Raw genomic sequence first — 22,801 nt, forward strand, 5'->3', positions numbered from 1 at the left:
TTCCTTCTTCAACATCCCCCCATCATACTCCCTCCCCTCCCCCCATATACATAGGAAGAACGGTTCACAAGCTGGAAGGAGAGATGGATGCATGCCCGGTGATGATGAGATTAAAGCGCTGGAGCGGTCGATTGCCGAGATTACGGAGATTGCTTCCGGGTTCGGGCTCGATTTTTATCCGATGCGTTATGAGATATGTCCGGCGGATATTATTTATACCTTCGGTGCGTACGGGATGCCTACCCGGTTCGGGCACTGGAGCTTTGGCAAGACTTTTCATAAAATGAAGGCCCAATACGATTTTGGCCTGAGCAAAATTTATGAGCTGGTCATCAACTCTAATCCGTGCTACGCCTTTCTGCTTGACGGCAACTCCCTGGTGCAGAACAAGCTGATTGTCGCGCATGTGCTGGCGCACTGCGATTTCTTCAAGAACAATATGCGCTTCTCCATGTCCAACCGGGATATGGTCGAGAGCATGGCGGCCACCGCCGACCGCATCAATGATTATTCCGTCACTTATGGCACAGACACTGTAGAAAGCTTCATTGATTCCGTGCTGGCGATCCAGGAGCATATCGATCCCAGCCTGATCCAGCCGCGCAAGCTGGGCAAGACCCATCTGCTCGAAGCCAAAATGAAAGAGCGCAAGGACTCCCCTCCCGGCGGGCCTGGACCGGCTAATGCTTACAGTGAACTGTGGGACTTGGAAAAGAGTGATGACGTCCCGCCAGTGCCGGAAACCGCTGGCAAACGCACTTTCCCCCCGGAGCCGGAAAAGGACATCGTCTGGTTCATCCAGCAGTATTCCACCGCTCTGGAGGACTGGCAGCGCGACATCATGACGATGCTGCATGACGAGATGCTTTATTTCTGGCCGCAGATGGAGACCAAAATCATGAACGAAGGCTGGGCCTCCTACTGGCATCAGCGGATCATGCGCGAGCTGGACCTTACCCCAGAAGAGACTGTCGAATACGCCAAGCTGAATTCATCGGTGGTCCAGCCCTCCCGCCAGAGCCTGAATCCTTACTATCTGGGGCTGAAGATTTTCGAGGATATTGAGCGCCGCTGGGACCGGGACAAAATGTTCGAGGTGCGCGAGCTGGATTCCGACATCTCGTTCATCCGCAGCTATCTCTCAAAGGAACTGGTGAACGACCTGGACCTCTATGTATTCGAGAAAAAAGGCCCGGAGTGGAAAATTACCGATAAGGCATGGGAGAATGTGCGCGACCAGTTGGTGCTGGCCCGGGTGAACGGCGGCTCCCCGTACCTCGTCATCCAAGATGCCGATTATGAGCGGAACGGCGAACTCTTGATTGCCCACCGCTACGAGAGCATTGAGCTGGATCTGAAATATCTGGAGCGCACGCTCCCGCATATCTATGCCCTCTGGGGCCGCACCGTGCATCTACAGACCGTTGTGGAAGACAAAAATGCCCTGTTCACCTATGACGGCAAAAAGGTGCAGCGGCGGTTTATGTAAAGAAACATATGGGTTCGCACAATAAGCCGCAGTGTAGTTGCTATGTGCAATTACGCTGCGGCTTGTTTTTGAAAATATAAGAATTTATACGTTGCACATGATAGCTTATCCTTCTATTTCTCGCTGAAACGGTACCGTCCTTTAAGAGGACGGCGAAGCCGTTTCTACTTGTTGTATCAGATTTGCAGGTCAAACAGGTTGCCCAGCGGCAGCTGAAAATCCTTAAACACATTTGACCGCACGCTATCCAGCTCCGAATATAAGTCCCTCACCTGATAGACGCCATCCCGCAGCGCATATACATGAACCGTGCGGTTGCCGGGGTCAACGATCCAATATTCCTGGACGCCGTATTTCTGATATAGATTAAACTTCTCATTGAAGTCCTTAAGTGCAGTGTATGGTGAGAGTACTTCGATAATCATCGTCGGAGCGCCGTGGCAGCCGTTCTTGGAAATCTGATTCTTTGAACAGACCACAGACAGATCTGGCTGTGTCACATGATCAGGCATCGAAGAAGCAGAATCATCCTCGCTGAAGAACACATCGAACGGAGCGACAAACACATGACAGCTCTTATTTTCCAGGTGCGTACGCAGTGCAAAATACAGCTCTCCTACTACATACTGTTGCAGGGCTGTAGGCGCTGGTGACATATTATAGGCTTTGCCGTTAATTAATTCCCATCCACCGTCCCATGACAACCAATCCTGATACGAATGCTGCTTCTGCTCATCCGGATTCGACACTTGGATCTGCCTCCTTCGCTTCCTAGCGGATTACGTGTAAGTGAATTATAACATGAATCACCGCCAATACTCAGCGCCCCATCCCCCCGATCCCCTGCTGCAAAAAATACTTAAATATAAATTATCCCAATTTTGTTTTAATAGTATCTGTATGGGTTAAATATCTCCTGTGATTTATAATGGGTAATTCTGGATAGTCTACAATTACCCTCATATAGAAACCAGACGGGAGAGGACGTAAGTGAAAGTGAAACAAATGGCAATACTGTTGCTCATCATGTGTGTGATTCTGACAGGCTGCATGGGGGGCAGCAAAGAAGGAAGTCCAGCACCTTCGTCCAGCCCGGCCACCACGGCAACTGCCGAGACGAAGAACACTTCGGGGAACCCTCCGCCGGAGGCTTCACAGACCGTGTACGATCTGAAGCACAAGTATGATTCGGACGAAGCAGATCACAATCCGGGCATCATGCCTATGTATAATGTGGAGCAGGATATGGAATTCATCTTCAGATTCAATACCGATCTTGGCTCAGAAGCCATTGGCAAGACGTTATCCGTACATACCGATATCGAGGCGCTGCCGGAGAGCAAGGTCGCGACCCTTGAGGATTCACAGCTCGTAGACGGCAAAAGCGTGTACTCCATCAAGCCGCTCGGCTTCGGCGTCCTTCCCTCCGATTCTCTGCGTGCCACGGGAGACAGTTCCTGGGGGAACGCCCCGGTCTACTACATCCGGCTCAACTATGACCTGGACGCCAAGTCGCCTACTCTGCTGAAGCAGCCGGTGATCATCCCGTTTACGGTGAAATCGGATCTGCCCACGCCGACGCTGCAAGCCGACATCAGTCCTGACGGAAGACTGACTCTGGTGTGGAATGAAGTTCCGGGCGCGGAAAGCTACAATATTTACAGCGCCTCCCATATTACAATGGAGAACATCAATGAGCCGCTCAGCGGCGCCGAGCAGGGCTATGCGGATCAGCGTCCGCTGAAGATTGCAACGGTACAGGGCAATGCGTATAACGACTTCATGAAGGACGGCCGCGGTGCGCTCGGGATTGTGGATGAGACCATTACAAGCGTCCAGAACAACAATGTGCAAGGGGAATATTACGTTACTGCCGTTCAGGGAGACAAAGAATCCAGATTCAGCCGCTCGGTGGACACCGTGGCATTATCCAAACGGCTGCCGCGCACCGTGGCTCCTGAGGATAACATCAACCTGAAATTGTACAAGAATGCCAAAGAGCTGCCCAAGACCGTTCCGGTCCAGTTCATTGACGGCTCCAAAGCCTCAGTAACAGTGATGTACGATACCGGAGCTGTGACTCTTAAGGCTTCCGGTCCAACCGATGTCCCGTACACGATACAAGGTACTGCGCTCAAAGGCTATGTCCAGGTTACGCAGTTGACGGAAGCGGATATTACCAGTCTTGCAGCCGCCCAGAGCAACAAGGCGAATCCCGGGTATGTGGAGCCGCAGAATGACACGGATTATGTGCCTGCACCGGATGTACCGACCATCATTGACAACAACAATAACGGCAACGCCAGTGAACCTGGAGATAATGTCATCGAACAGCAAAAAGAAAATACCAAGAGCAAGGTAGAGGAAGGCAACAAGCAGGCGGTTCCGGGCACCACGATACGTGCAGACCTGATTCATGCAGACTCTGCGCTGGAGGAATATCTCGCGTTGACCCTGATGAACGGCGACACCGAAATCTCGCTGCAAGCCTTCCCGGAGGCGCAGAATGCCCGTACCCTGGTGGATGTAATTGAGAAGGTAGTCTACCAGAACCCGCTCATTCTCGGCTTCCGCGGCTATGGCTACGATTATGAGAAGCTGACGCTGAATGTGAAGTACGATGATTCTGCCGAGATCATCCGCTCCAAGCAGAAGGAGATCCTTGCCGAGGCAGATAAAGTAATCGCCGCTGTGATCAAGGAAGGCATGAGCGCGGATGAGAAGCAGATGGCAATCTACGATTATCTGAATGATAACACCGCCTATGACGATGCTGCACTGGAGAATGCCATGGAGCAGGAGTTCAAGACAGTAGATTCGAAGTATAACGATTCTTTCAATACCTATGGCATTCTGGTTAAAAAAGTCGGCGTATGCATGAGCTATGCCCATACCTTCCAGCTGCTCTCTGATCTCGTCCAGGTCCCTTCGATGGTCGTCACAGGAACCATGAGCGGCGTGAATCACGCCTGGAACAAGGTGAAGATTGGCGACGAATGGGTCAACGTTGACCCGACCAATAACGCCACCAATACCGGACTTCCTTATCTGCTCTATAACTCCAATGACGCTACAGCCTCCGATGTAGAGTATGTGATGGACAAGGCCTACTGGCTGGACCATGAGCTGCCTCAGTTCAAGGCCACCAGCAATGCCTACGATTATTACGTGACGCAAGGACTGGAAGTAGATTCCCTGGAAGCCTACAAGACCAAGCTGGCCGAACAGCTGAAGAAAGGCGAGACGCTGGTAGTTCTGCGCGTTCTGGGCAATACCGACAGCTCGGAGCTCATGCAGAAAACCGCCGAGGTCATCAAGCAACACGATGCCGCCAAGCTGGATAGTGCAGGCATGGTTGAGCTTGGAAGCTACGTTGCGGTTCAATTGGACGCTGCAGCCGGGCAATAAACGGACAAGAAAAGGCAAGCCCCTGCTGCGGGGCTTGCCTTTCTTGTAGAATCACACCGCCCTCTGTCTATTCCTCTTCATACGGATAATAGACATCGCTCAGATTACCTGCCTGATAGTAGGGGTACTCCAGTTTTTTTTGCACCAGACGTGCAGTGTCTGTATCCACTAAGCACTCAATCAGGTACAGACCAAGATCGATCGAGGACGTTACTCCGCCTCCGGTGAAGGTATCACCGTCCCGGACAGCCCGGGCCTTAATGACTTCCCCGCAGTAAGGGGCAAGCAGATCGTAGGCTGACGAGTTCGTGGTCGCTTTTTTCCCCTCTAAGAATCCTGCCGCCCCTAACAGCAGTGCACCGGTGCAGACCGACACTTTATAACGTGCGCCTTCTGCCGTTCGTATCCAGCTCATAAAGTCCTCGTCATAGCGGAGTATCCGGGTCGGCATGCCGCCCGGGAGGAAGACCAGATCGAAGGTGCCCAGATCAGGCAGCACCTCATTGGCCTTCATGGTCAGCCCCCGGTCATCCGTCACCTCCGCTTTGTTGGCGCAAAATGTCCAGGATACGTTCTCCTTCGCCTTCAGGATCGCCACCCAGCTCACCGCTTCATAGAACCCCACAACATCCATGCTGGTCATGCCGTCGAACAGAACAAATGCCATTTTCATAACCGTCACCCATCCTCTCTGAATAGAAGATCAAGCACTCATTGCCAGAAATACTGCATCTTCTTATACCCCACATCCCATACTTTCAAGTCCCCCTTGATTGTGATCTTCAGCTCATCCCCGGGCTCAACCGGCATCTCATATACCACAGGGTACTGTTCAGGATTAGTACGCTGAAAATCTCCAGTATAATTCAGAATCTCCTGGCCATCCCGGGTAATACTGATCTCACCGGAATAATCCGTTGGTTCGGGGTTTCCGAAAGTGAAGGAGAAAATCGTCTGTCCCTCAGACTTGTACGTGAATGTTCTGGAATCTCCGCCTTCAGCGCCATACAGGTTAGAGCGGAGCGGTATCTTCTGTCCGTTGATTTGAATACTGTCCGGTTTGTCTGCGGATGAATTGCCCGAGGTGTCCGTCCATTCCGTGATCGCCGTAAACGGACCCTCTACTTTAGTTAATATTTTGTCTACCGCCGCGCCTAGTCCCCATAAAGCTATAAAAAGAACCAACCCTGATATAGCCGTTGCCACCAGATTGCGCCCGAGGCTGCGGTAACGGAAACCAAGCTTGTACGCCCCGAAGCCGAGGGCTGCACCAACCGAATTCTGAAGAGCGTCGTTGATATCGAAGCTGCCCAGGAAGGTAAGAGCCTGGATCGTTTCAAGCACAAGAATCGCGATGAAGAATAAGGTGATGAACCGGACGAAGCCGACCCGGTACAGCCATGGAATCAATATGCCGAAAGGAACAAACGCAAGCGTGTTCCCGAAACCCACCATACTCATGAGGCTGGGATGTAGAAGATCAGATGGATACGGCAGCAGAAGGAAGTTATCGGGCATGAAAATAAAGGTGTAGACGGTATGATCCGATGCCTCACCTCTGCCGAAAGCAAAGAACATAAAATAAAGAACAAACAGTGTGTACAATATAGTTACCGTTAGCAAATTCTTGCGTTGTTTGACCATGGTTAACCCCTTCACTCTATATTTCCACTTATTACAATTAAACGGTTAGTGTGGTTTCATGAAACCCGTTCCCGTACAGGGACATAAATCTCCATCACGGAATCCACGCGGGCGTGACAGCGTTCGTCGTAGAACTCAAAGTTCAGTTTATCTTCGTCATGCATGTAGCCGCTGCCCGGGAACCAGTCCTCGAAGATATATCTCCAGGTACTCTTGACCACCTCGGCAAAAGTCTCCGGTCTCGCCTCATCAGTAGCGTCCACCGGAGGTGTCGTGAATACCACGTACTGCGCCGCCGGTACAACAGCCGTAAGCATGTCAGGAGTGACCTTACTGAAGTCCTCCACTATAACCCCCAGCAGATACACAGCATTACCGCCAGCGTCTGACGGTATACATAAGCCGACCTCCCCGTGCTTCGGCGGATTCAGCTTTGCGTACATCTGATCCTCCAGATTGTCGCCCTCATAGTAATACCAGAAGGAAGCGACATCCTGCGTAGTATTCCCCGCCTCTACATCCGTCTCGATTCCATACCCCGCTACGTTAAAAGCAGGCTTCGTCACCAATACAGGCTCCGCGATGTATTCCTTGATGTCATACGCCAGCCGGTCCCGGACATAGCCGTTCATCCGCGCCGCATACTGGGAGGGGCTGTAGCCGTAAGACTTGCGGAAGGCTTTGGCGAAGCCGCCGGGAGTCTCGAACCCATACTCCAGCGCGATGTCCGTAATTCTCCGCCCGTTGAACAATTCGACAGCAGCCCGCGACAGTCTTCGGCTCCGCACATATTCCATGACCGGCATGTCCTGCGACTGGCTGAACATCCGGCAAAAATGAAACAGCGAATAACCCGCATACGCCGCAATCTGCTCCGCCGTCAAAGGGTCCGTAAGATGCTCCTCAATATATTCAATCGTCTGCCCGATCTCTCTGCTGTAATTCAGTGACTCCACCGGCCTTTCAGTATACATAGGTGCATACATTATAGCAGATGGCGGCCTCCGGGACTGATCCAGTCTTGCTATATACTCAGCTTTTCAGACAATCTTGTCAAATATAGCGGCTGCGAACAGGCGGGCTTTCTCAACATCCAGCTCATCGGGATGCCCTTTTTTATCCAGATTGAAGCCCAGCGGGCTGAACTCCCCGGGACAATGGAACTCACCGATCACGTTACTGCCCTTGGCCGCCAGTTTGGCCTCAACCAGTGCCTGATTCTTGAATTCTCCAGAGCCGGATGTGCAGAAAATAAAGACATTTTTGTCCCGGAGCGGCATTCTCTTGATGAATTTGAACATCCTGCGGTGAATTTTGGAGGCGTAAATGCCTGAACCGAGGCCAATCAGGTCATATACGGACAGCATCTCAGGCTTAACGTCCTCCACTTTTGCCAAATCTGCACCTAACACTTCAGCCATAGCGGCTGCAATCTTCTGTGTGTTCATGCTGCGGCCGGATCGGTAAATAATGATAGTCTTCATAATGGCGCCTCAATTCGTTATATTTAAAATATGAATGAGCTTAATTAAATTCATTCATTTCAAGCCAAAATAAAATGCCCAGGATATCCACTGAACATTTAATAGTGTATTCTGCCGCCAGCAAAGCGATGCCGGATACCTTCGTCAATGCTGTGTATCCGTCAAGCCTTTCATTATAAATTCGACCAAATAGTCCAGGATCTGCGGGAAATAGCTAACCCCGATCTCTTCCTTGTGAATGTCGATATACGGCACGGAGTTGAACAAGGCAAGAATCATCCCGTCCTCCAGATCTGTTCTGATTTTCCCCCTGGACTTCCAGTGCCGGATTAATTCCAGTGTGCCGCTGTTCATCATTTCATGAATACCCTCTATTCCGCCATGCTCATAGAATTCCTTCTCCAGCTTGCTGAAAAGAGCTTTGTTGTACCATTCCTTCAGGATTGGATTCGTATTGATCCCGCTGTAATTAAGCGCCATGATTTCTTTGAGCACTTTGGCAGGCTCGTCGTCCAGATTGACCGAAGATTGCAGGATACTCCGTTTCAGCTTCTCGTTCTCCTGCAGATAAATATCGATGAAGAGCTTCTCTTTCGAAGCGTAATAATTATAGAACGTGCCTACGGCATATCCGCACATTTTGGTGATGTCGGAAATATTGGTGTCCTTGAAGCCCTTGGAGCTGAACAGCTCTTTGCCGCATCTGAAAATCTCAGCCTTCTTATCTTCCATCCGTAAGCCCTCCGCGCCTGAGTGAATAATATATAATTCATTCATAATGTAGCATAGCCTTGCAGGCATTACAATGCACTTTTATATTCAGCTGACACGAATCACTTCCCATTTCGGTGAATAGGCTATTGTAATGACTTCAAGAATGGAGGGTTCCCGCATGAATTACAGGAACGAAGATTCGAACAGCTCAGCTCATCCGTCAGGCTATCGGCATCTGCCGCAGCCCTACCCTTATTCGCATTACCACTACCTGGTACGTTCGGAGTCCACTGAGGAGACCGCTCCGAGGATTGCTAAGAATTCCGCAACTGCCGGGAATACGCAGACTGTCAGGGCCTCCGAACCTCCGGCCGCTCCACATAAGCTCGAGAATGACCATGCGGAGGACAACATGGACGGCTGGCAGCAGATTCAGAATGCTAGCAAGCCGCAGACGGTCCTCGAAAGCGGACATCCGGCTACCGCGAACAAGCCGGTGGACGGCCATCCCGGGGCAAGTCAGGCCGGCGGAAAGGGAATTCATGTCGATGTAGGAGGCGAGTTAGGGGGTAAACACGGCATCGGCATGAATGCCGGAGGAAACCTGGCGTACAGCGGCGCAAGCATACAGGCAGACGGCCATATCGGCAGCAGCTCCTACGGGATCGAAGCGCAAGGCGATACCCATGTGGGCAACGGGCAAGGCCTCGGAGTGAACGCCGAAGCCCAGGCCTTCGGCAAATACGGGGTGGCTGCACAAGGCAAGGCCCAGCTCGGCGGCGGGCAAGGCGCAGATGTCAAGTTGGGCGCACAGGCCGGGGGCGATCACGGGCTGAATGCAGATGCGGGTGCTCATCTGGGGCTTAGTCAAGGTGCAGGCTTTGACTCTCATGTTCAGCTCGGCGGCAACAAGGGCATCGGGGCTGAGGCCAAAGCCCAGTTCGGCGGCGGCGAAGGTGCAGGCATCGGCGTGGGCGGACAGCTCGGCAAATATAACGGCCAATTAAGCTTCAAGATTGGCGGTAAGGAGCAGGAGCCTAAGGACTCTCAGGAGGATTAGAAGAATTAGTTATCCAGTCCGCACGGATTCACCGATCAGGCGCTTCGCTAGACTAAAGGGAATATCCCTAAGCCATCACCATGGCCTGGGATATTCCCTTTTGGCTGAGCGTACAAGTCTTAATTAGCTCCGGACAGACAAGAGGACTGCCTGATGGCAGTCCCCGGTCCCCAGTATCCGTGAAGCTGCCTCCGTCAGCGGTTCAGCAGGCTTCCGACATATTTCAGCAGCTCATTGGCACAGATCGGGCAGTAGTTGTGCTCGTCGATCAGGCGGCGGCTGACCTCGTTGATCCGTTTGAGCTGGCTTTCATCCGGTGTCTTGGAGGAAGTGGTGATTTTGACGATATCCTTGAGGTCCGTGAACAGCTTCTTCTCGATGGCTTCCCGCAGCCGGTCGTGATTGTTGTACTCGAACTTCTTGCCCTTACGGGAGTAGGACGAAATACGGATCAGGATCTCCTCGCGGAAGGCCTTCTTCGCATTCTCCGAGATGCCGATCTGCTCTTCAATGGAGCGCATCAGCCGCTCATCCGGCTCCATCTCCTCATCGGTAAGCGGGTCGCGGATTTTGGACCAGTTGCAGAAGGCTTCGATATTGTCGAGATAATTCTCGAACAGCGTTTTGGCCGATTCTTCAAAAGAGTAGACGAAGGCCTTTTGCACTTCGCTTTTGGCGAGAATATCGTATTCCTTGCGGGCAATAGAAATAAAGTTCAGATAACGCTCGCGCTCCTCCTTCGTAATTGAAGGATGCTGATCCAGGCCGTCCTTGATTGCCCGCAGCACATCCAGCGCGTTCATGCACTGCAGATCGCCTTTGATCAGGGCGCTGGAGATGCGGTTAATGACATAACGCGGGTCGATGCCGGACATGCCTTCATCTAAGTATTCGGTCTGCATCTCCTTCAGATCCGCTTCCTTGTAGCCCTCGACCTCTTCGCCATCGTACATACGCAGCTTCTTGATCAGATCCATCCCCTGCTTCTTGCTCTCCTTGAGTCGGGTCAGGATTGAGAAGATCGCCGCCGCGCGCAGTGCGTGAGGGGCAATATGCACATGCTTCATATCGCTCTGGCCGATCAGCTTGGCGTAGATTTTTTCCTCTTCAGAGACGCGCAGATTATAGGGAACCGGCATGACGATCATGCGGGACTGGAGTGCTTCGTTCTTTTTATTGGAGATGAAGGATTTATATTCGGTCTCATTCGTGTGGGCCACGATAAGTTCGTCAGCACTGATTAACGCGAACCGTCCGGCCTTGAAGTTGCCCTCCTGGGTCAAAGACAGCAGATTCCACAGAAACTTCTCATCGCATTTCAGCATTTCCTGGAATTCCATCAGGCCGCGGTTGGCCTTGTTCAGCTCCCCGTCAAAGCGGTAGGCCCGCGGATCGGATTCCGAGCCGAATTCGGTAATGGTGGAGAAGTCGATACTGCCGGTCAGATCCGCGATATCCTGCGACTTCGGGTCGGAAGGGCTGAATGTACCAATCCCTACCCGCTCCTCTTCCGACAACAGCACCCGGGTAACCGCAACACGTTCAATATCCCCGTGGTAATCATTCTTCAGCCGCATCTGGCAGGACGGGCAGAGATTGCCTTCAATCCGTACATCCAGCTCGCGTTCGATCTCAGGCCGCAGCTCCAGCGGAATCAGATGCAGCGGGTCCTCATGCATCGGGCAGCCCTCAATAGCATACACCGCACCCGCATCCGTGCGCGAATATTGCTCCAGGCCGCGCTTCAGCAGCGTTACCAAGGTGGACTTTCCTCCACTGACCGGTCCCATCAGCAGCAGAATCCGTTTACGCACATCCAGCCTTCGGGCTGCGGAATGGAAGTATTCCTCCACCAGCTTTTCCACCGCACGATCCAGTCCAAAGATCTCCTGTTCAAAAAACTTATACCGTTTACGTCCGTTAATGTCCTCGACGCCGTGTGACTTGATCATGTCGTATACGCGGGAATGAGCCGTTTTGGCGGGAGAGGGGTCTACTCTAAGCAGTTCTATATAGTCCTTGAAAGTGCCGCTCCACGCCAAACGGTCGTTCTCAGCCCGATGCGTTGCTATACGCTCAAAAATATCCATGGCTCGCTGCCTCCTCTTGCGCTCCTACTTGCTCCACCAAGCTTAGAAAGTGTATTACATACCTATGCGGCGAGCCCGGAATAGTTGACCTCTTTTTTGCTGTGCTATAATAGAGAATCATAAATTCTCTATTATAATTACGCTGCAATTCAGGGCAGGAGTGAATACGAATGGCAATCAAGCAGGAGACGGAGCTGTATGCTCCTTTGAAGAGTTTTTTTGAACGGCAAGGCTATGACATCAAGGGTGAGGTGCGGACCTGTGATCTGGTGGGCATCCGGGAAGACGAGGCGCAGCCACTCATTGTGGAGATGAAAAAATCGTTCAATCTCGCCCTGCTGCTGCAGGGGATTGAACGGCTGCGGCTCAGCCCTAACGTCTACCTCGCGGTAGAACGCGTCAGGGAGAAGAAGGGCGCGGTCAACCAGCGCTGGGGCGAGCTCACTGGGCTGTGCCGCCGGCTCGGCCTCGGGCTGATCACCGTCGTCTTCTACAAGACGAAGGCCCCGCTCGTCGAGGTGCTCGCGGAGCCGGGCGACGCGCCGCCGCAGGCCCGCAGCGCGGTGCGCCGCCGCGAGCGCTTGCTCTATGAGTTCCGCGAGCGCAGCGGGGACTACAACACCGGCGGCAGCACGCGCGTCAAGCTCGTGACTGCCTACCGCGAGAAGGCGCTGCGCGTGGCCCTCGCGCTGCAGGCCCTGGAGGCCGAAGCCGCCGGAGCGGCCGGCCTCGGCGGGGGGCCCGCGGCGCTAAGCGGCGCGCCGGGCACTGCCCTGGCCGCCGGGGAGCCGGCGGCCGCGGGTACGGCAGCAGCGGCGGCGGGTGATGCCGCTGCGGGTGCGGGCCCGGCGGCTGCGCACAGCCGGGCGGAGGGCGCGCGCGGCGTCGGCGTCACGCCCGCCGCGTTGCGGAAGCGCAGCGGCGTGCCCGGCGCCGCTGCGATCCTGCAGAAGAACTACTATGCGTGGTTCTTCCGGGTGCAGCGCGGCCGCTACACGCTCACGGCCGCCGGACAAGCCGCGCTGATCGAGTATGCAGCGGTCGCGGAGATCAGCGCGGGCAAGCTGTAGGCCCGCGCCCGGCCGGAGCGGATCTCAGCGGATTCGTCCCGCCCTCAGCCCAGGTCCCGCCGATTCGTTCGCAGCTCATCTGTCGGACCTGGGCTGCTGCGACTGCCTATCCGTTCGCAGCCCCACCTGCCGGACCCAGGCCGCCGTGTCTGCCCATCTGTCCGATCACTGCTCCATCTGCCGGACCCGGGCAGCGCGCCTACCCATCCGCTCAATACTCCACCTGCAGAACCCGGGCCGCGCGCCTACCCATCCGCTCACTACTCCAACAGCCGGACCTGGGCCAGCTGCACCTGCCGATTCGTTCGCAGCCCCACCTGCCGAACCCGAGCGGAAGCGCCTCCCTTTAAATGGGAATTCACGCAATCGCAAGGCGTTCCCGCTCTACTGCCCGGCTAATAGATGGAAAATCAACACTTAAATCGTTGAGTTTTTCCCGGCGCAAAAGATTAGTTGGATAAACAACACTTATTTTCCACCATTTTGTCCTAAGTAGCATATTTCAGCTGAATAAATGTACTTTTTCCAACTAAAGTCCCAAATTCGAGGAATCCAGTCAAATTAGATGCTCTTTTTCCACCTATCTCCACAGAATAAAGTTACTGGACAAGCGCCAATACATGTATTCGGTTTTTTACACACATTTGGTCCGCTTACCTTCGCCCCATCGCCCCTGCACATTGTGTTCGGTTTTCCGCACACATTCGGCCTGCGAATCATCTCTCGCGCCAACTATACAAGCACAAAAGGAGTTGTCCCCACGCAGACCTGCTGCGAGCGACAACCCTTTGTACCTTCTCTATCCACTTACCTGATCTATACTCTAGAATATCCTACTGGTTTATACCATGCTCTTCGCTCATTCACTCCAAGCCCCAGCCCTTCGCTTATTCGCTCCTGGCTCGCCCTAAGCAAGCACCGTATACAGTAGCTCCTTCTCCTTAACCGAGGCGGCGCCAGCAGACTGGATGGACTGGTACTGCTGGATGTTCGTAATAATAACCGGCGTAATCGTGCTATAGCCAGCCTTCTCGATCTCGACCAGATCGAATTCCATCAGGAGATCGCCGACAGCCACCCGGGTTCCGGCGGTTACCTTGGGCGAGAAATGCAGGCCTTTCAGCTTCACCGTGTCGATGCCGATATGGATCAGCATTTCCGCTCCGCTGTCGCTGACCAGACCAATGGCATGTCCGCTCTTCGAGAGCGAGAACACCGTTCCCTGGACCGGCGAGACTACGCGGCCTTCGGACGGCTGAATGGCATATCCTTTACCCATAATCTCTTCCGAGAAGGCCGGGTCGCTCACTTCGCTGAGCGGCTTCACCGCTCCGGCAATCGGACTGAACACCTCTTGATTCACCATCGTAGGCTCAGCAGCAGCGCCGATCACAGTAGTGTTAGCGTCAGATGCGACAGGCTCGGCAGAAGTCACCGCAGGCGCAGCAGCAGCTTCCGGCTCATCCTCGAAACCGATAATATAAGTGACAATGGCAGCAACTGCCGCCCCGATGGCGAAGCCGATGACCGAATAGACAAAGGTCGCACCGAGAACCATCGGGATGCCGGAGAGCCCGGCGAGTCCGCCGATGACATACGCTTTTACCTTGAACAAGCTGAGGAACGCACCGCCGGCGGCTCCGCCGATCAGGGCAGCGATGAACGGTTTCTTAAGCCGCATATTCACACCGTACATAGCCGGTTCTGTAATCCCCATGAAAGCCGTAATACTTGTGGACAGGGAGAGGGACTTCAGCTTGCTGTTCTTCGTTCTCAGTGAGACACCGAGCGCACTGCCCGCCTGGGCGAAGTTCGCTACCATCATAATCGGAATCATATAGTCATAGCCAAGCTGTGCAATGGATGCGATCATGATTGGAATCAGAGCATAGTGCATCCCGGTAATGATCAGCAGCGACATGGTTCCGCCCAGCAGCAGGCCTGCGAATAATCCCGTATTCTCGAACAGCCAGCTGATCCCTCCAGTCAGGCCATCCCCGATAATTACTCCCAGCGGGCCTACGGCAATCAGGGTAAGCGGCACAATGACCAGCAGCGTAACCGTCGGAACGATAATCAGCTTCAGGGAAGCATGGGTTACTTTATCAACGGCTTTTTCCACATAGGAGGCCAGCCATACTGCAATCACAATCGGAATGACGGACGAAGCATAGGTTGCAGCTACCACCGGCAGTGAAGCGAAGGTAACAGGCTCCCCGGACCCCAGCAGCGTGGTGACGGTCGGATGCAGAATGGCCGCCCCTATCGCAGCAGCGATGTACATATTGCTCCCCAGCTTACGGGCAGCGCTGATGGCCAGAACAATCGGCAGGAAGTAAAAGGCACCGTCCCCGATCGCCGATAGTATGATATACGTGGAGTTCTCTGTCCCCATCCAGCCCACCGCCACCAGCAGGGCGACAATCCCTTTGATCATCCCCGCACCGGTAATGGCCGGCAGGATCGGTGTGAAGATTCCCGAAATGAAGTCAAACAGCTTGCTGAGCGGATTCTGCTTCTTTTTCTCCACCTGGTCACCGGAAGCCTTCTTCTCAGGAGAAACGGACATATTGCCAATCAGCTCATTGTAGACCACCGGCACATCATTGCCGATAATGACCTGGAATTGCCCGCCGTTAATCATCACGCCCATAACCCCGTCCGTCTTCTGCAGGGCCGCTTTGTCCGCACGATTGTTGTCATTCAGATTGAAGCGCAGACGGGTCATACAGTGGGTTACCTGATCGATATTGTCTTCTCCGCCGACAAGCTTCAATATTTCTTTGGACAGCTCTTTTGTATTCATAAGATGTTGCTCCTTAGATGTAGTATGTTTTCCGCAAAAAAAAACCTAAACGCCGATCAGCGGGGAAAGGCAGTCTTCTGCCTCCAGCACTGTCCGGGTTTAGGTTTTGCCTCTGTTCCGAGTAGCAATCCTGCACCACATTATTCTGTTATATCCTCATTACGGATAATCCGTTCAATATGAATGGTCAGATACAATATTTCTTCCTTGGACAAGACCCGTTTGTATATCTTGCGGGAATAGTCCGCTATCTTCACCGCAACCGCATGGGCAGCCGGGTACTGCTTCATGACCAGATCATGCAGCGCATGATCCTGGTCTCGCTCCTCCATCGGAGTGCCCTGAACCACCCGCTGCGCAAAGAACTTCAGATGGGTCAGGAAGCGGTAATACCCGAGTGATTCTTCATCCAGCTCAATCAGGAAGCTCCGCCGGACAATATTCAAGATGTCCTTCACGATATTCGTGATACTTACCGTCTCCCGCATCTCACCGTTCATCTGCGCATTCACCAGATGCATCGCGATGAAAGCGCACTCGTCCTCCGGCAGCAGAACCCCAAGCCGTTCCTCGATAATTTGCAGCGCCTTGAGTCCAATGGAGAACTCCTTGCGGTACATCCGCTTGATTTCCCACAGCAGTGCATTCTTGATTTGAAGCCCCTGACGGTGGCGGTCGATGGCGAAATGGATATGGTCCGTCAGTGAGATATAGATGCTGTCATGCAGCTTCTCCCCGAGCACCGTCTCGGCATAACGGATCACTTCATCGGTGCATTCCACATATTCCAGCGGGATCTCCGAGAGAAGCGACATCAGCTTCTGTGAACCTTCTTTATTCTCCAGGGCGAATACCTTCTCGACCTGAGCATCCTCAACATCATCCCCGGCCTGCTTCTTGAAGGCGATACCGCGGCCCATTACGACCCGTTCCTTCCCGCTGGCATCGAGTACGGTGACCACATTGTTGTTGAGCACCTTAGCAATTTTCATTCCATCACCTTACACCGTCAGAGTAATAAAATCCCCCCGCAGGCGCGGGGATACAACATTATCGTGTTAAAAAAGGCAAAACCAAAACGGCATCAAAAGAGTGCCCGTTTCTGGTTTTGCCTGAATGAACAGTAACAATCCAGTTATTCTACCTGTAGCAGCATCTTAGCATATCATTGTTAATATGACAACACTTTTATGAAAACGGTTTATTAAGGCCTGTGCTTCTTAAGCTTGCCCCATTTCACCTACAATATTTCACCGTTCGACGAAATCACCTGCTTGTACCACTCAAAAGAATCCTTCTTACTGCGGTTCAGCGTGCCGCTTCCCGTGTCGTCCAGGTCTACGTAGATGAAGCCGTAGCGCTTGGACATTTCCGAGGTCGACATGCTCACCAGGTCAATCGGGCCCCAGGCCGTATAGCCCATCAGCTCCACGCCGTCCTTAACCGCTTCCTTCATCTCCTTGATGTGTTCCCGCAAATAATCAATCCGGTAATGGTCATGGATCGATCCGTCTTCCTCCACCTTGTCATATGCGCCCAGCCCGTTCTCTACGATGAACAACGGCTTCTGGTAACGGTCGTACAGGTTGTTCAGGGTAATGCGCAGACCCACAGGATCAATCTGCCAGCCCCAGTCGGAGGCCTTCAGATACGGGTTCTTGATGCCGCCCAGCAGATTTCCTTCAGTCGCCTCACCCTCCGGACCTGCGGACACCGTAAGCGTCATATAATAGCTGAACGAGATGAAATCTACTGTATTCGCAGCAAGAAGCTCATCATCCCCCGGTTCACGGACAATCTCAATATGGTTCTCGGCAAAATAACGGTTCATATAACGCGGGTACTTGCCGCGCGCATGCACATCCGTGAAGAACAGATTCAGCTGGTCCTCCTGCTGTCTCTTACGTACATCCGCCGGATTGCAGGTATGCGCGTAGCTCTCCATACGGGCCAGCATGCAGCCAATCTGCGAGCCTGGAATAATCTCATGTCCGAGTCTGGTAACCAGGGCGCTTGCTACGAACTGATGATGCAGCCCCTGAAAGACCGCTTGCAGCTTGTTCTCCACGCGGTCTGTAAGAATACCGCCTCCGGTATACGGGCTGAAGAGCATGACATTGATCTCGTTGAAGGTCAGCCAGTACTTCACTTTTTTCCGGTAACGTGTAAATACAGTCTCAGCATACTTCACATAGAAGCCGACCACTTCACGGCTGGCCCAGCCGTTATACTTCTGTGTAAGACCGAGCGGAGTCTCATAGTGCGAGAGAGTAACCAGCGGCTCAATGCCGTATTTCAACAGTTCATCGAATACATCGTCGTAGAATTGCAGACCCTGCTCGTTAGGCTCGGCATCATCGCCGTTCGGGAAGATCCGTGCCCAGTTAATCGACAGCCGGAACACCTTGAAGCCCATTTCGGCGAATAGAGCAATGTCCTCCTTGTAGCGGTGATAGAAGTCAACGCCTTCGCGTTTCGGGAACCAGTCATCCGTCTCTCCGGCAAGAATCCGGGCGATACGCTCCGAAGAGATCTCCATGGAATGATCCCCTGTGCGCTTATCCTTTGGCACGAAGGCGATCATATCTGCGGTTGACAGCCCTTTGCCCCCCTGATCAAAAGCGCCCTCCAGCTGATTGGCAGCGGTTGCGCCGCCCCATAAGAAATGCTCAGGAAATCCGTTAAGTACTGTAGCCATAGTCCTTACCCCTTTTCATTATGATCTTTCTGCATGGCCTATATAACAGAAAAACCTAAACCTATGGCAAGATCATCGAGCCCGGCGAACGGGTTCAAATCAGTCACCATCAGTTTAGGTTTTGCCTGGCACGGCCAGTAACAATCCAGTAAACGATGTGTTTATGGAAGATTTAATTGACTCCAGCCTAACATAGCATCCGGCAAAATTCAAATGAAAATCCGCTCAATTTCTGTGAAGCTCATATTTGCGCCCGTTCCTTCTCCCCTAGCTGCGCGCCGTGAACTCGGTCACCGCTTCGCTCATCAGATTCATTCCAAGCAGCAGCTCATCGCGGCCGGGATGGCTGAAGTTGAGCCGGATGCGGTCCGAGCCTCCGCTTACACTGCAGAGCGGACCAGGCAGGAAGGCTACCCCCTTGGACAGCGAAGCCCGCAGCAGAGCCATCGCGTCCAGGCCTTCAGGCAGCGATACCCAGAGGAACATGCCGCCGGCCGGCATATCATACACGCTGTGCTTCCAGGCCGGACGCTTCAGCAGCTCCGCCATCAGCTTCAGGCGGGTATTGTATTCGCGGTTCAGCAGCGCGATATGCTCCCTTAGATCAAAGGCCGACACACTGAGCAGATGATGCAGCAGGCGCTGGTTCAGCGAGCTGGACTGCCAGTCCGCCATCTGCTTGGCGGCAGCCATCATGCCGATCAGCTCGCGGCTTCCCGCCGCCCAGCCCGTCCGCAGCGCCGGCGCGACCGTCTTGCTGAAGGAGCCGATGTACAGCACATGCCCGCCCTCGCTGACATTCTCCAGCGCATATAGAGTAGGATATTTCTTGGAGGGGTGGCCCTCACTCCGCTGGAAGTGCAGATCGCCATAGGAATCATCCTCTACGATCAGCACATTATGTGAGATACACAGCTCCAGAATCTCTTGCCGCCGGGCAAGGCTCCAGAGCACTCCGCTGGGGTTGGTGAAGCTTGGCGCAGCGAACAGCATCTTGGGTCTATAGCTGCGGATCGTTCGGCGCAGATGATCCGGCAGCAGGCCATCCCCATCCCCCTGGACCGGAATAATGACGGCTCCCTGCATCCGCAGCGCCTGCAGAATACCGGGAGAAGTCGGATTCTCAACCAGTACATGATCCCCGGGATCGATGTACACCCTGGACAGCAGATCGATGGCCTGCTGGCTGCCCGTTGTCAGGAGCACTCCGCCTTCGGTTACCGCCACCCCTTTGCTGCGGAGCCAATCTCCGGTCAGCCATTCGCGGAGCGGGCCATACCCTTCAGGCTCCCCGTACTGCAGCGCACTTGCATCTGTGGAGATCACGGTAGATGCCGCCTCAGACAGCAGTGACAGCGGAAATAATTCTTCTGCCGGGAGCTCTTCTGCCAGCGAGATCAGCGTACCCCGGCGTGTCTCTTTACGGATACTCAGCAGCGGTGAAGATAACAATGTATGTGCGCGCGAAGAAAACTCATACTTCATACGCTTCCCCCCTTTATCTGGTTTAAGAATATTCCAGTCCTGACGCCATTATGTCGTAATACAGGGATTATGCGTAGATTTGCTTGTTCTGTCTTGAGAAAAGCGCGAACTTCTCAATCGCCTGCGCTCTTGTCGATACTTCCAGCTTCACATAAATCTTGCGCAGGTAGTTATCGATCGAACGGCGGCTGACTTCAATTTCAAGTGCGATTTTGTCGTATGTAATTCCTTGCACAATGCGTTCCATGATGAACATCTCCGTCTGTGTCAGCTGCAAGACACCTTCCAGCCCTCTGGAGGAGGCTACCGGACGGAAGCCCTTTTCGATCCATTCCAGCGGAATGGAGAGGAACCCTTCGCGGATGCCGCGGATCATCTGCAGAAGCTGATCCGGAGTGGCTCCCTTTGACAATACCCCGCTCGCTCCCAGTTCAATCAGGGGCAGGAATATCTCCTTATCGTTCTCCTCCGTCATGATAATAATGTGGGAGCACGGTGAGCTTTTTTTCATGTCCGGCAGCACCAGCTCTACGGTTCCGTCATGCATCTGATAATCACTCAGCACCAGATCAGGCCTTAATTCCTCCATGCCCGCGAGACATTCTTCCCAGGTAGCGAACATGCCATCTACCGTCAGTCCCTCCTCATCTTCCAGAATTAATTTTGTTCCCAGCATACTTGTGGGATGACATCCCACGATGACCACCTGCCAGACCTTCGTCATTAATGCCCAGACCTCCTGCTATCTATATAATTTTCCAGAATGGAAAGCGCTGTAAGCGTTTCCTGTCAACACGCAAGCAAGGATCTATGCTGTCATAAGTCTATTCTTCCTACTTTTACCTTGAATACGTCCATCAGATATTCCAATCTATAGAAATTGTATCGCAGTAGTTTAACAGGATGCAATTACTTTTTGTCGTTTCTGCGCGGCTCTTTCACTTTTGCGAAAAACCTGAAAGTCTGATAGAATGAGAACTTGAAAAAATATGGCTTGAGGTGATGAAATGCAACCGCTAGCGGAATCGACCCGGGTACACTCTCGCCGGAGTGCAGAGAGAAGCGGCTCGTCCGTCAAATGGTTTCTACTGTTCTGGATTCTGATGATCACAGCCGGCGTATATGCCGTGTACAGCTACACCAATCATCTGAAGGATCAGGTGCTGAGCGAGCTTGGATCTCAAAGCCAGCAGCAGCTTACCGTTTTGAAGACCGACTACGAGTCGAAGATCGCCGTCCTGTCAGAACAAGTGAAGGAGCTTCAGAGCACCGTGCAGACGTTCAACGAGCTGCTGACCTTCACCAAGGATAATGCCAGTAACAAGACGGACAACAGCAACAAGCTGTACACGCAATTAAGCGAGGTCAAGAAACAGCTTGATACGCTCAAGAAAGAGATGGATCTGCTGAAATGATGACTCCTGTCAAAAGAGTGAACCGGTTCTTCATGCTCCTGACCGCTCCATTGTTCGGACTGCTGCTCTGTCTGTGGCTGTACCAGCCTCCGCTTGAGCTTAAGCTGAATACCGCCCCCTTCGCAGCTGACCCCGGACCCGTGAATGAAACCGCGCAATTGAAGCAGGACCTGGCTGTGGCCAAGAGCTATGCCGCTTACACCATAGACTCTATCGGTACCAGCGCACAGCTCTACAAGCAGACCACGAACGCTATGAATACACTGGTCAGCACAGCAACGGCCCAGACCTCCCGTCCTGAGCGGATCTACAACCGCCGGATTAGTTCCCGGCTCGGCATTCCTGCCGATGTGATCAGCAGCGACCGGATTACCATTGAATTATACCGGCTGAACCCCGGCAATTATACAGCATACGCCATGAAGATTAAGCTGAAGGATACCTCAGCCATGAAGATGAGCCTGGCCGGTGACGGCACGGGCGCTTCCGAGACCACACTGCAGGCCGTGAACCGCTACGGTGCCTCGGCCGGTATTAATGCCGGCGGCTTCGCTGATCAGAACGGCAAGCGTTATCCGCTCTCGACCACCATCGTCGGCGGAGAATATCTGTACGGCTTCGAGCCCAGCTACAAGGATCTCAGCTTCGTCGGCCTGAACAAATCCGGCCAGCTGATCGGCGGCAAATTCACCAGTCGTGACCAGCTCGATCAGCTGGAGCCGGTATTCGGAGCAACCTTCGTCCCTGTGCTGCTGAAGAATCAGAGCAAGACAGCCATTCCGCTGAAATGGCAGCTGGCCCCGAAGCGGGCACCGCGGACCATCATCGGTAACTACAAGGATAATCAGCTGCTGATTCTGGTCGCTGACGGATATAACGAGAACGGTAACTCGGGAGCAACGCTGGCTGAGCTGCAGGATAAGCTGTACAATCTCGGCGTCATCGATGCTTATAACCTGGACGGCGGCGGCTCATCGTCCATGATTTTCCGCGGCAAGGTCATTAACAAGCCTTCCGACGGCAATTTGCGCCGTGTCCCAACCAACTTCTTGTTCTTCAAGTAATTCCGAGTATAACCGTCAATGCTAAATATCATATTTTCATTTATTTTTACAGATTAAAAGGGTATACTCAGGGTAACGAAGATCGTCAATAATGGAGGTGCCTGCATGTCGTTCTCCCTGACTTTTTGGATCGTGACCCTGGTATTTGTACTGTTTCTGGCTGGTATTCTTACTTCTTCCTACAACGACGACAAGACTAAGGGGCTGTGACCCGCCCTCCGCGAACAATCTGATGGACGTATACCACAAAAAGGAGCACCGCACGGATGTGTGCGGCGCTCTTTTTGTGTTCTTCACTATTCACTGAAGCCGAGTCCAACCAGCATCCATGTTATAAGACGCGCTTACGCGTTTTACCCTATGTAGATAATTGA

18 protein-coding genes are annotated in these 22,801 nt (G+C 53.2%); 6 read left to right on the forward strand and 12 right to left on the reverse strand.

The window, feature by feature from the left end; all coding sequences use genetic code 11:
- The first annotated feature begins 91 nt into the window (after positions 1–91).
- On the forward strand, positions 92–1,489 hold the full coding sequence (locus J2Z70_RS11690) for a SpoVR family protein (RefSeq protein ID WP_036721329.1): 1,398 nt from the start codon (positions 92–94) through the stop codon (positions 1,487–1,489).
- Positions 1,490–1,665: 176 nt separating this feature from the next.
- Here the strand turns inward: J2Z70_RS11690 and J2Z70_RS11695 are convergent, their stop codons facing one another.
- Positions 1,666–2,238, reverse strand: coding sequence for a Uma2 family endonuclease (locus J2Z70_RS11695; protein ID WP_209872910.1), 573 nt, complete (start codon positions 2,236–2,238; stop codon positions 1,666–1,668).
- A gap of 256 nt (positions 2,239–2,494) precedes the next feature.
- Here J2Z70_RS11695 and J2Z70_RS11700 point away from each other — a divergent pair, with 256 nt between their 5' ends.
- Complete coding sequence (locus J2Z70_RS11700; protein ID WP_209872912.1) at positions 2,495–4,897, forward strand: transglutaminase domain-containing protein; 2,403 nt, start codon at positions 2,495–2,497, stop codon at positions 4,895–4,897.
- A gap of 67 nt (positions 4,898–4,964) precedes the next feature.
- Here the strand turns inward: J2Z70_RS11700 and J2Z70_RS11705 are convergent, their stop codons facing one another.
- From J2Z70_RS11705 to J2Z70_RS11725, 5 genes are all read right to left on the reverse strand, one after another.
- Positions 4,965–5,570, reverse strand: a complete 606-nt coding sequence (locus J2Z70_RS11705) for a DJ-1/PfpI family protein (protein ID WP_209872913.1) — start codon at positions 5,568–5,570, stop codon at positions 4,965–4,967.
- A gap of 38 nt (positions 5,571–5,608) precedes the next feature.
- On the reverse strand, positions 5,609–6,541 hold the full coding sequence (locus J2Z70_RS11710; RefSeq protein ID WP_209872914.1) for a VanZ family protein: 933 nt from the start codon (positions 6,539–6,541) through the stop codon (positions 5,609–5,611).
- Between the two features lie 56 nt (positions 6,542–6,597).
- Positions 6,598–7,515 (reverse strand): AraC family transcriptional regulator, encoded by a 918-nt coding sequence (locus tag J2Z70_RS11715; RefSeq protein WP_245368158.1) that lies wholly within the window; start codon positions 7,513–7,515, stop codon positions 6,598–6,600.
- 66 nt (positions 7,516–7,581) lie between these two features.
- A complete protein-coding gene (locus tag J2Z70_RS11720; RefSeq protein ID WP_036721321.1) occupies positions 7,582–8,025 on the reverse strand; it encodes a flavodoxin domain-containing protein in 444 nt (147 codons plus the stop codon).
- A gap of 144 nt (positions 8,026–8,169) precedes the next feature.
- The gene (locus J2Z70_RS11725; RefSeq protein ID WP_036721318.1) at positions 8,170–8,757 is read right to left on the reverse strand and encodes a TetR/AcrR family transcriptional regulator; all 588 of its coding nucleotides are present in this window, start codon (positions 8,755–8,757) and stop codon (positions 8,170–8,172) included.
- A gap of 160 nt (positions 8,758–8,917) precedes the next feature.
- Between J2Z70_RS11725 and J2Z70_RS11730 the strand changes: the two genes are divergently transcribed.
- Positions 8,918–9,799 (forward strand): hypothetical protein, encoded by an 882-nt coding sequence (locus tag J2Z70_RS11730; protein ID WP_209872916.1) that lies wholly within the window; start codon positions 8,918–8,920, stop codon positions 9,797–9,799.
- Between the two features lie 194 nt (positions 9,800–9,993).
- Here J2Z70_RS11730 and J2Z70_RS11735 read toward each other — a convergent pair whose 3' ends face one another.
- The gene (locus J2Z70_RS11735) at positions 9,994–11,889 is read right to left on the reverse strand and encodes a PrkA family serine protein kinase (RefSeq protein WP_209872919.1); all 1,896 of its coding nucleotides are present in this window, start codon (positions 11,887–11,889) and stop codon (positions 9,994–9,996) included.
- Positions 11,890–12,059: 170 nt separating this feature from the next.
- Between J2Z70_RS11735 and J2Z70_RS11740 the strand changes: the two genes are divergently transcribed.
- Positions 12,060–12,959, forward strand: coding sequence for a DUF2161 family putative PD-(D/E)XK-type phosphodiesterase (locus J2Z70_RS11740; protein WP_209872921.1), 900 nt, complete (start codon positions 12,060–12,062; stop codon positions 12,957–12,959).
- A gap of 907 nt (positions 12,960–13,866) precedes the next feature.
- On the opposite strand, the gene J2Z70_RS11745 is transcribed toward J2Z70_RS11740, so the two are convergent.
- From J2Z70_RS11745 to J2Z70_RS11765, 5 genes are all read right to left on the reverse strand, one after another.
- Positions 13,867–15,765 carry a beta-glucoside-specific PTS transporter subunit IIABC gene (locus J2Z70_RS11745; protein WP_209872923.1) on the reverse strand — a complete coding sequence of 633 codons (1,899 nt, stop codon included), beginning with the start codon at positions 15,763–15,765 and terminating at the stop codon, positions 13,867–13,869.
- Between the two features lie 140 nt (positions 15,766–15,905).
- Complete coding sequence (gene licT, locus J2Z70_RS11750; RefSeq protein WP_209872925.1) at positions 15,906–16,757, reverse strand: BglG family transcription antiterminator LicT; 852 nt, start codon at positions 16,755–16,757, stop codon at positions 15,906–15,908.
- A gap of 248 nt (positions 16,758–17,005) precedes the next feature.
- Positions 17,006–18,463 (reverse strand): glycoside hydrolase family 1 protein, encoded by a 1,458-nt coding sequence (locus J2Z70_RS11755; protein ID WP_209872927.1) that lies wholly within the window; start codon positions 18,461–18,463, stop codon positions 17,006–17,008.
- A gap of 267 nt (positions 18,464–18,730) precedes the next feature.
- The gene (locus J2Z70_RS11760) at positions 18,731–19,948 is read right to left on the reverse strand and encodes an aminotransferase-like domain-containing protein (RefSeq protein ID WP_076079779.1); all 1,218 of its coding nucleotides are present in this window, start codon (positions 19,946–19,948) and stop codon (positions 18,731–18,733) included.
- A gap of 67 nt (positions 19,949–20,015) precedes the next feature.
- Positions 20,016–20,672, reverse strand: a complete 657-nt coding sequence (locus J2Z70_RS11765) for a response regulator transcription factor (protein WP_209872929.1) — start codon at positions 20,670–20,672, stop codon at positions 20,016–20,018.
- Between the two features lie 283 nt (positions 20,673–20,955).
- Here J2Z70_RS11765 and J2Z70_RS11770 point away from each other — a divergent pair, with 283 nt between their 5' ends.
- Positions 20,956–21,363 carry a hypothetical protein gene (locus tag J2Z70_RS11770; protein WP_036722356.1) on the forward strand — a complete coding sequence of 136 codons (408 nt, stop codon included), beginning with the start codon at positions 20,956–20,958 and terminating at the stop codon, positions 21,361–21,363.
- A complete protein-coding gene (locus J2Z70_RS11775; RefSeq protein ID WP_209872933.1) occupies positions 21,360–22,427 on the forward strand; it encodes a phosphodiester glycosidase family protein in 1,068 nt (355 codons plus the stop codon). The genes J2Z70_RS11770 and J2Z70_RS11775 overlap by 4 nt, the downstream gene beginning before the upstream one ends.
- Positions 22,428–22,801 lie beyond the last annotated feature (374 nt).

The organism is Paenibacillus silagei (assembly GCF_017874735.1).
Classification (GTDB): Bacteria; Bacillota; Bacilli; order Paenibacillales; family Paenibacillaceae; genus Paenibacillus_AQ; species Paenibacillus_AQ silagei.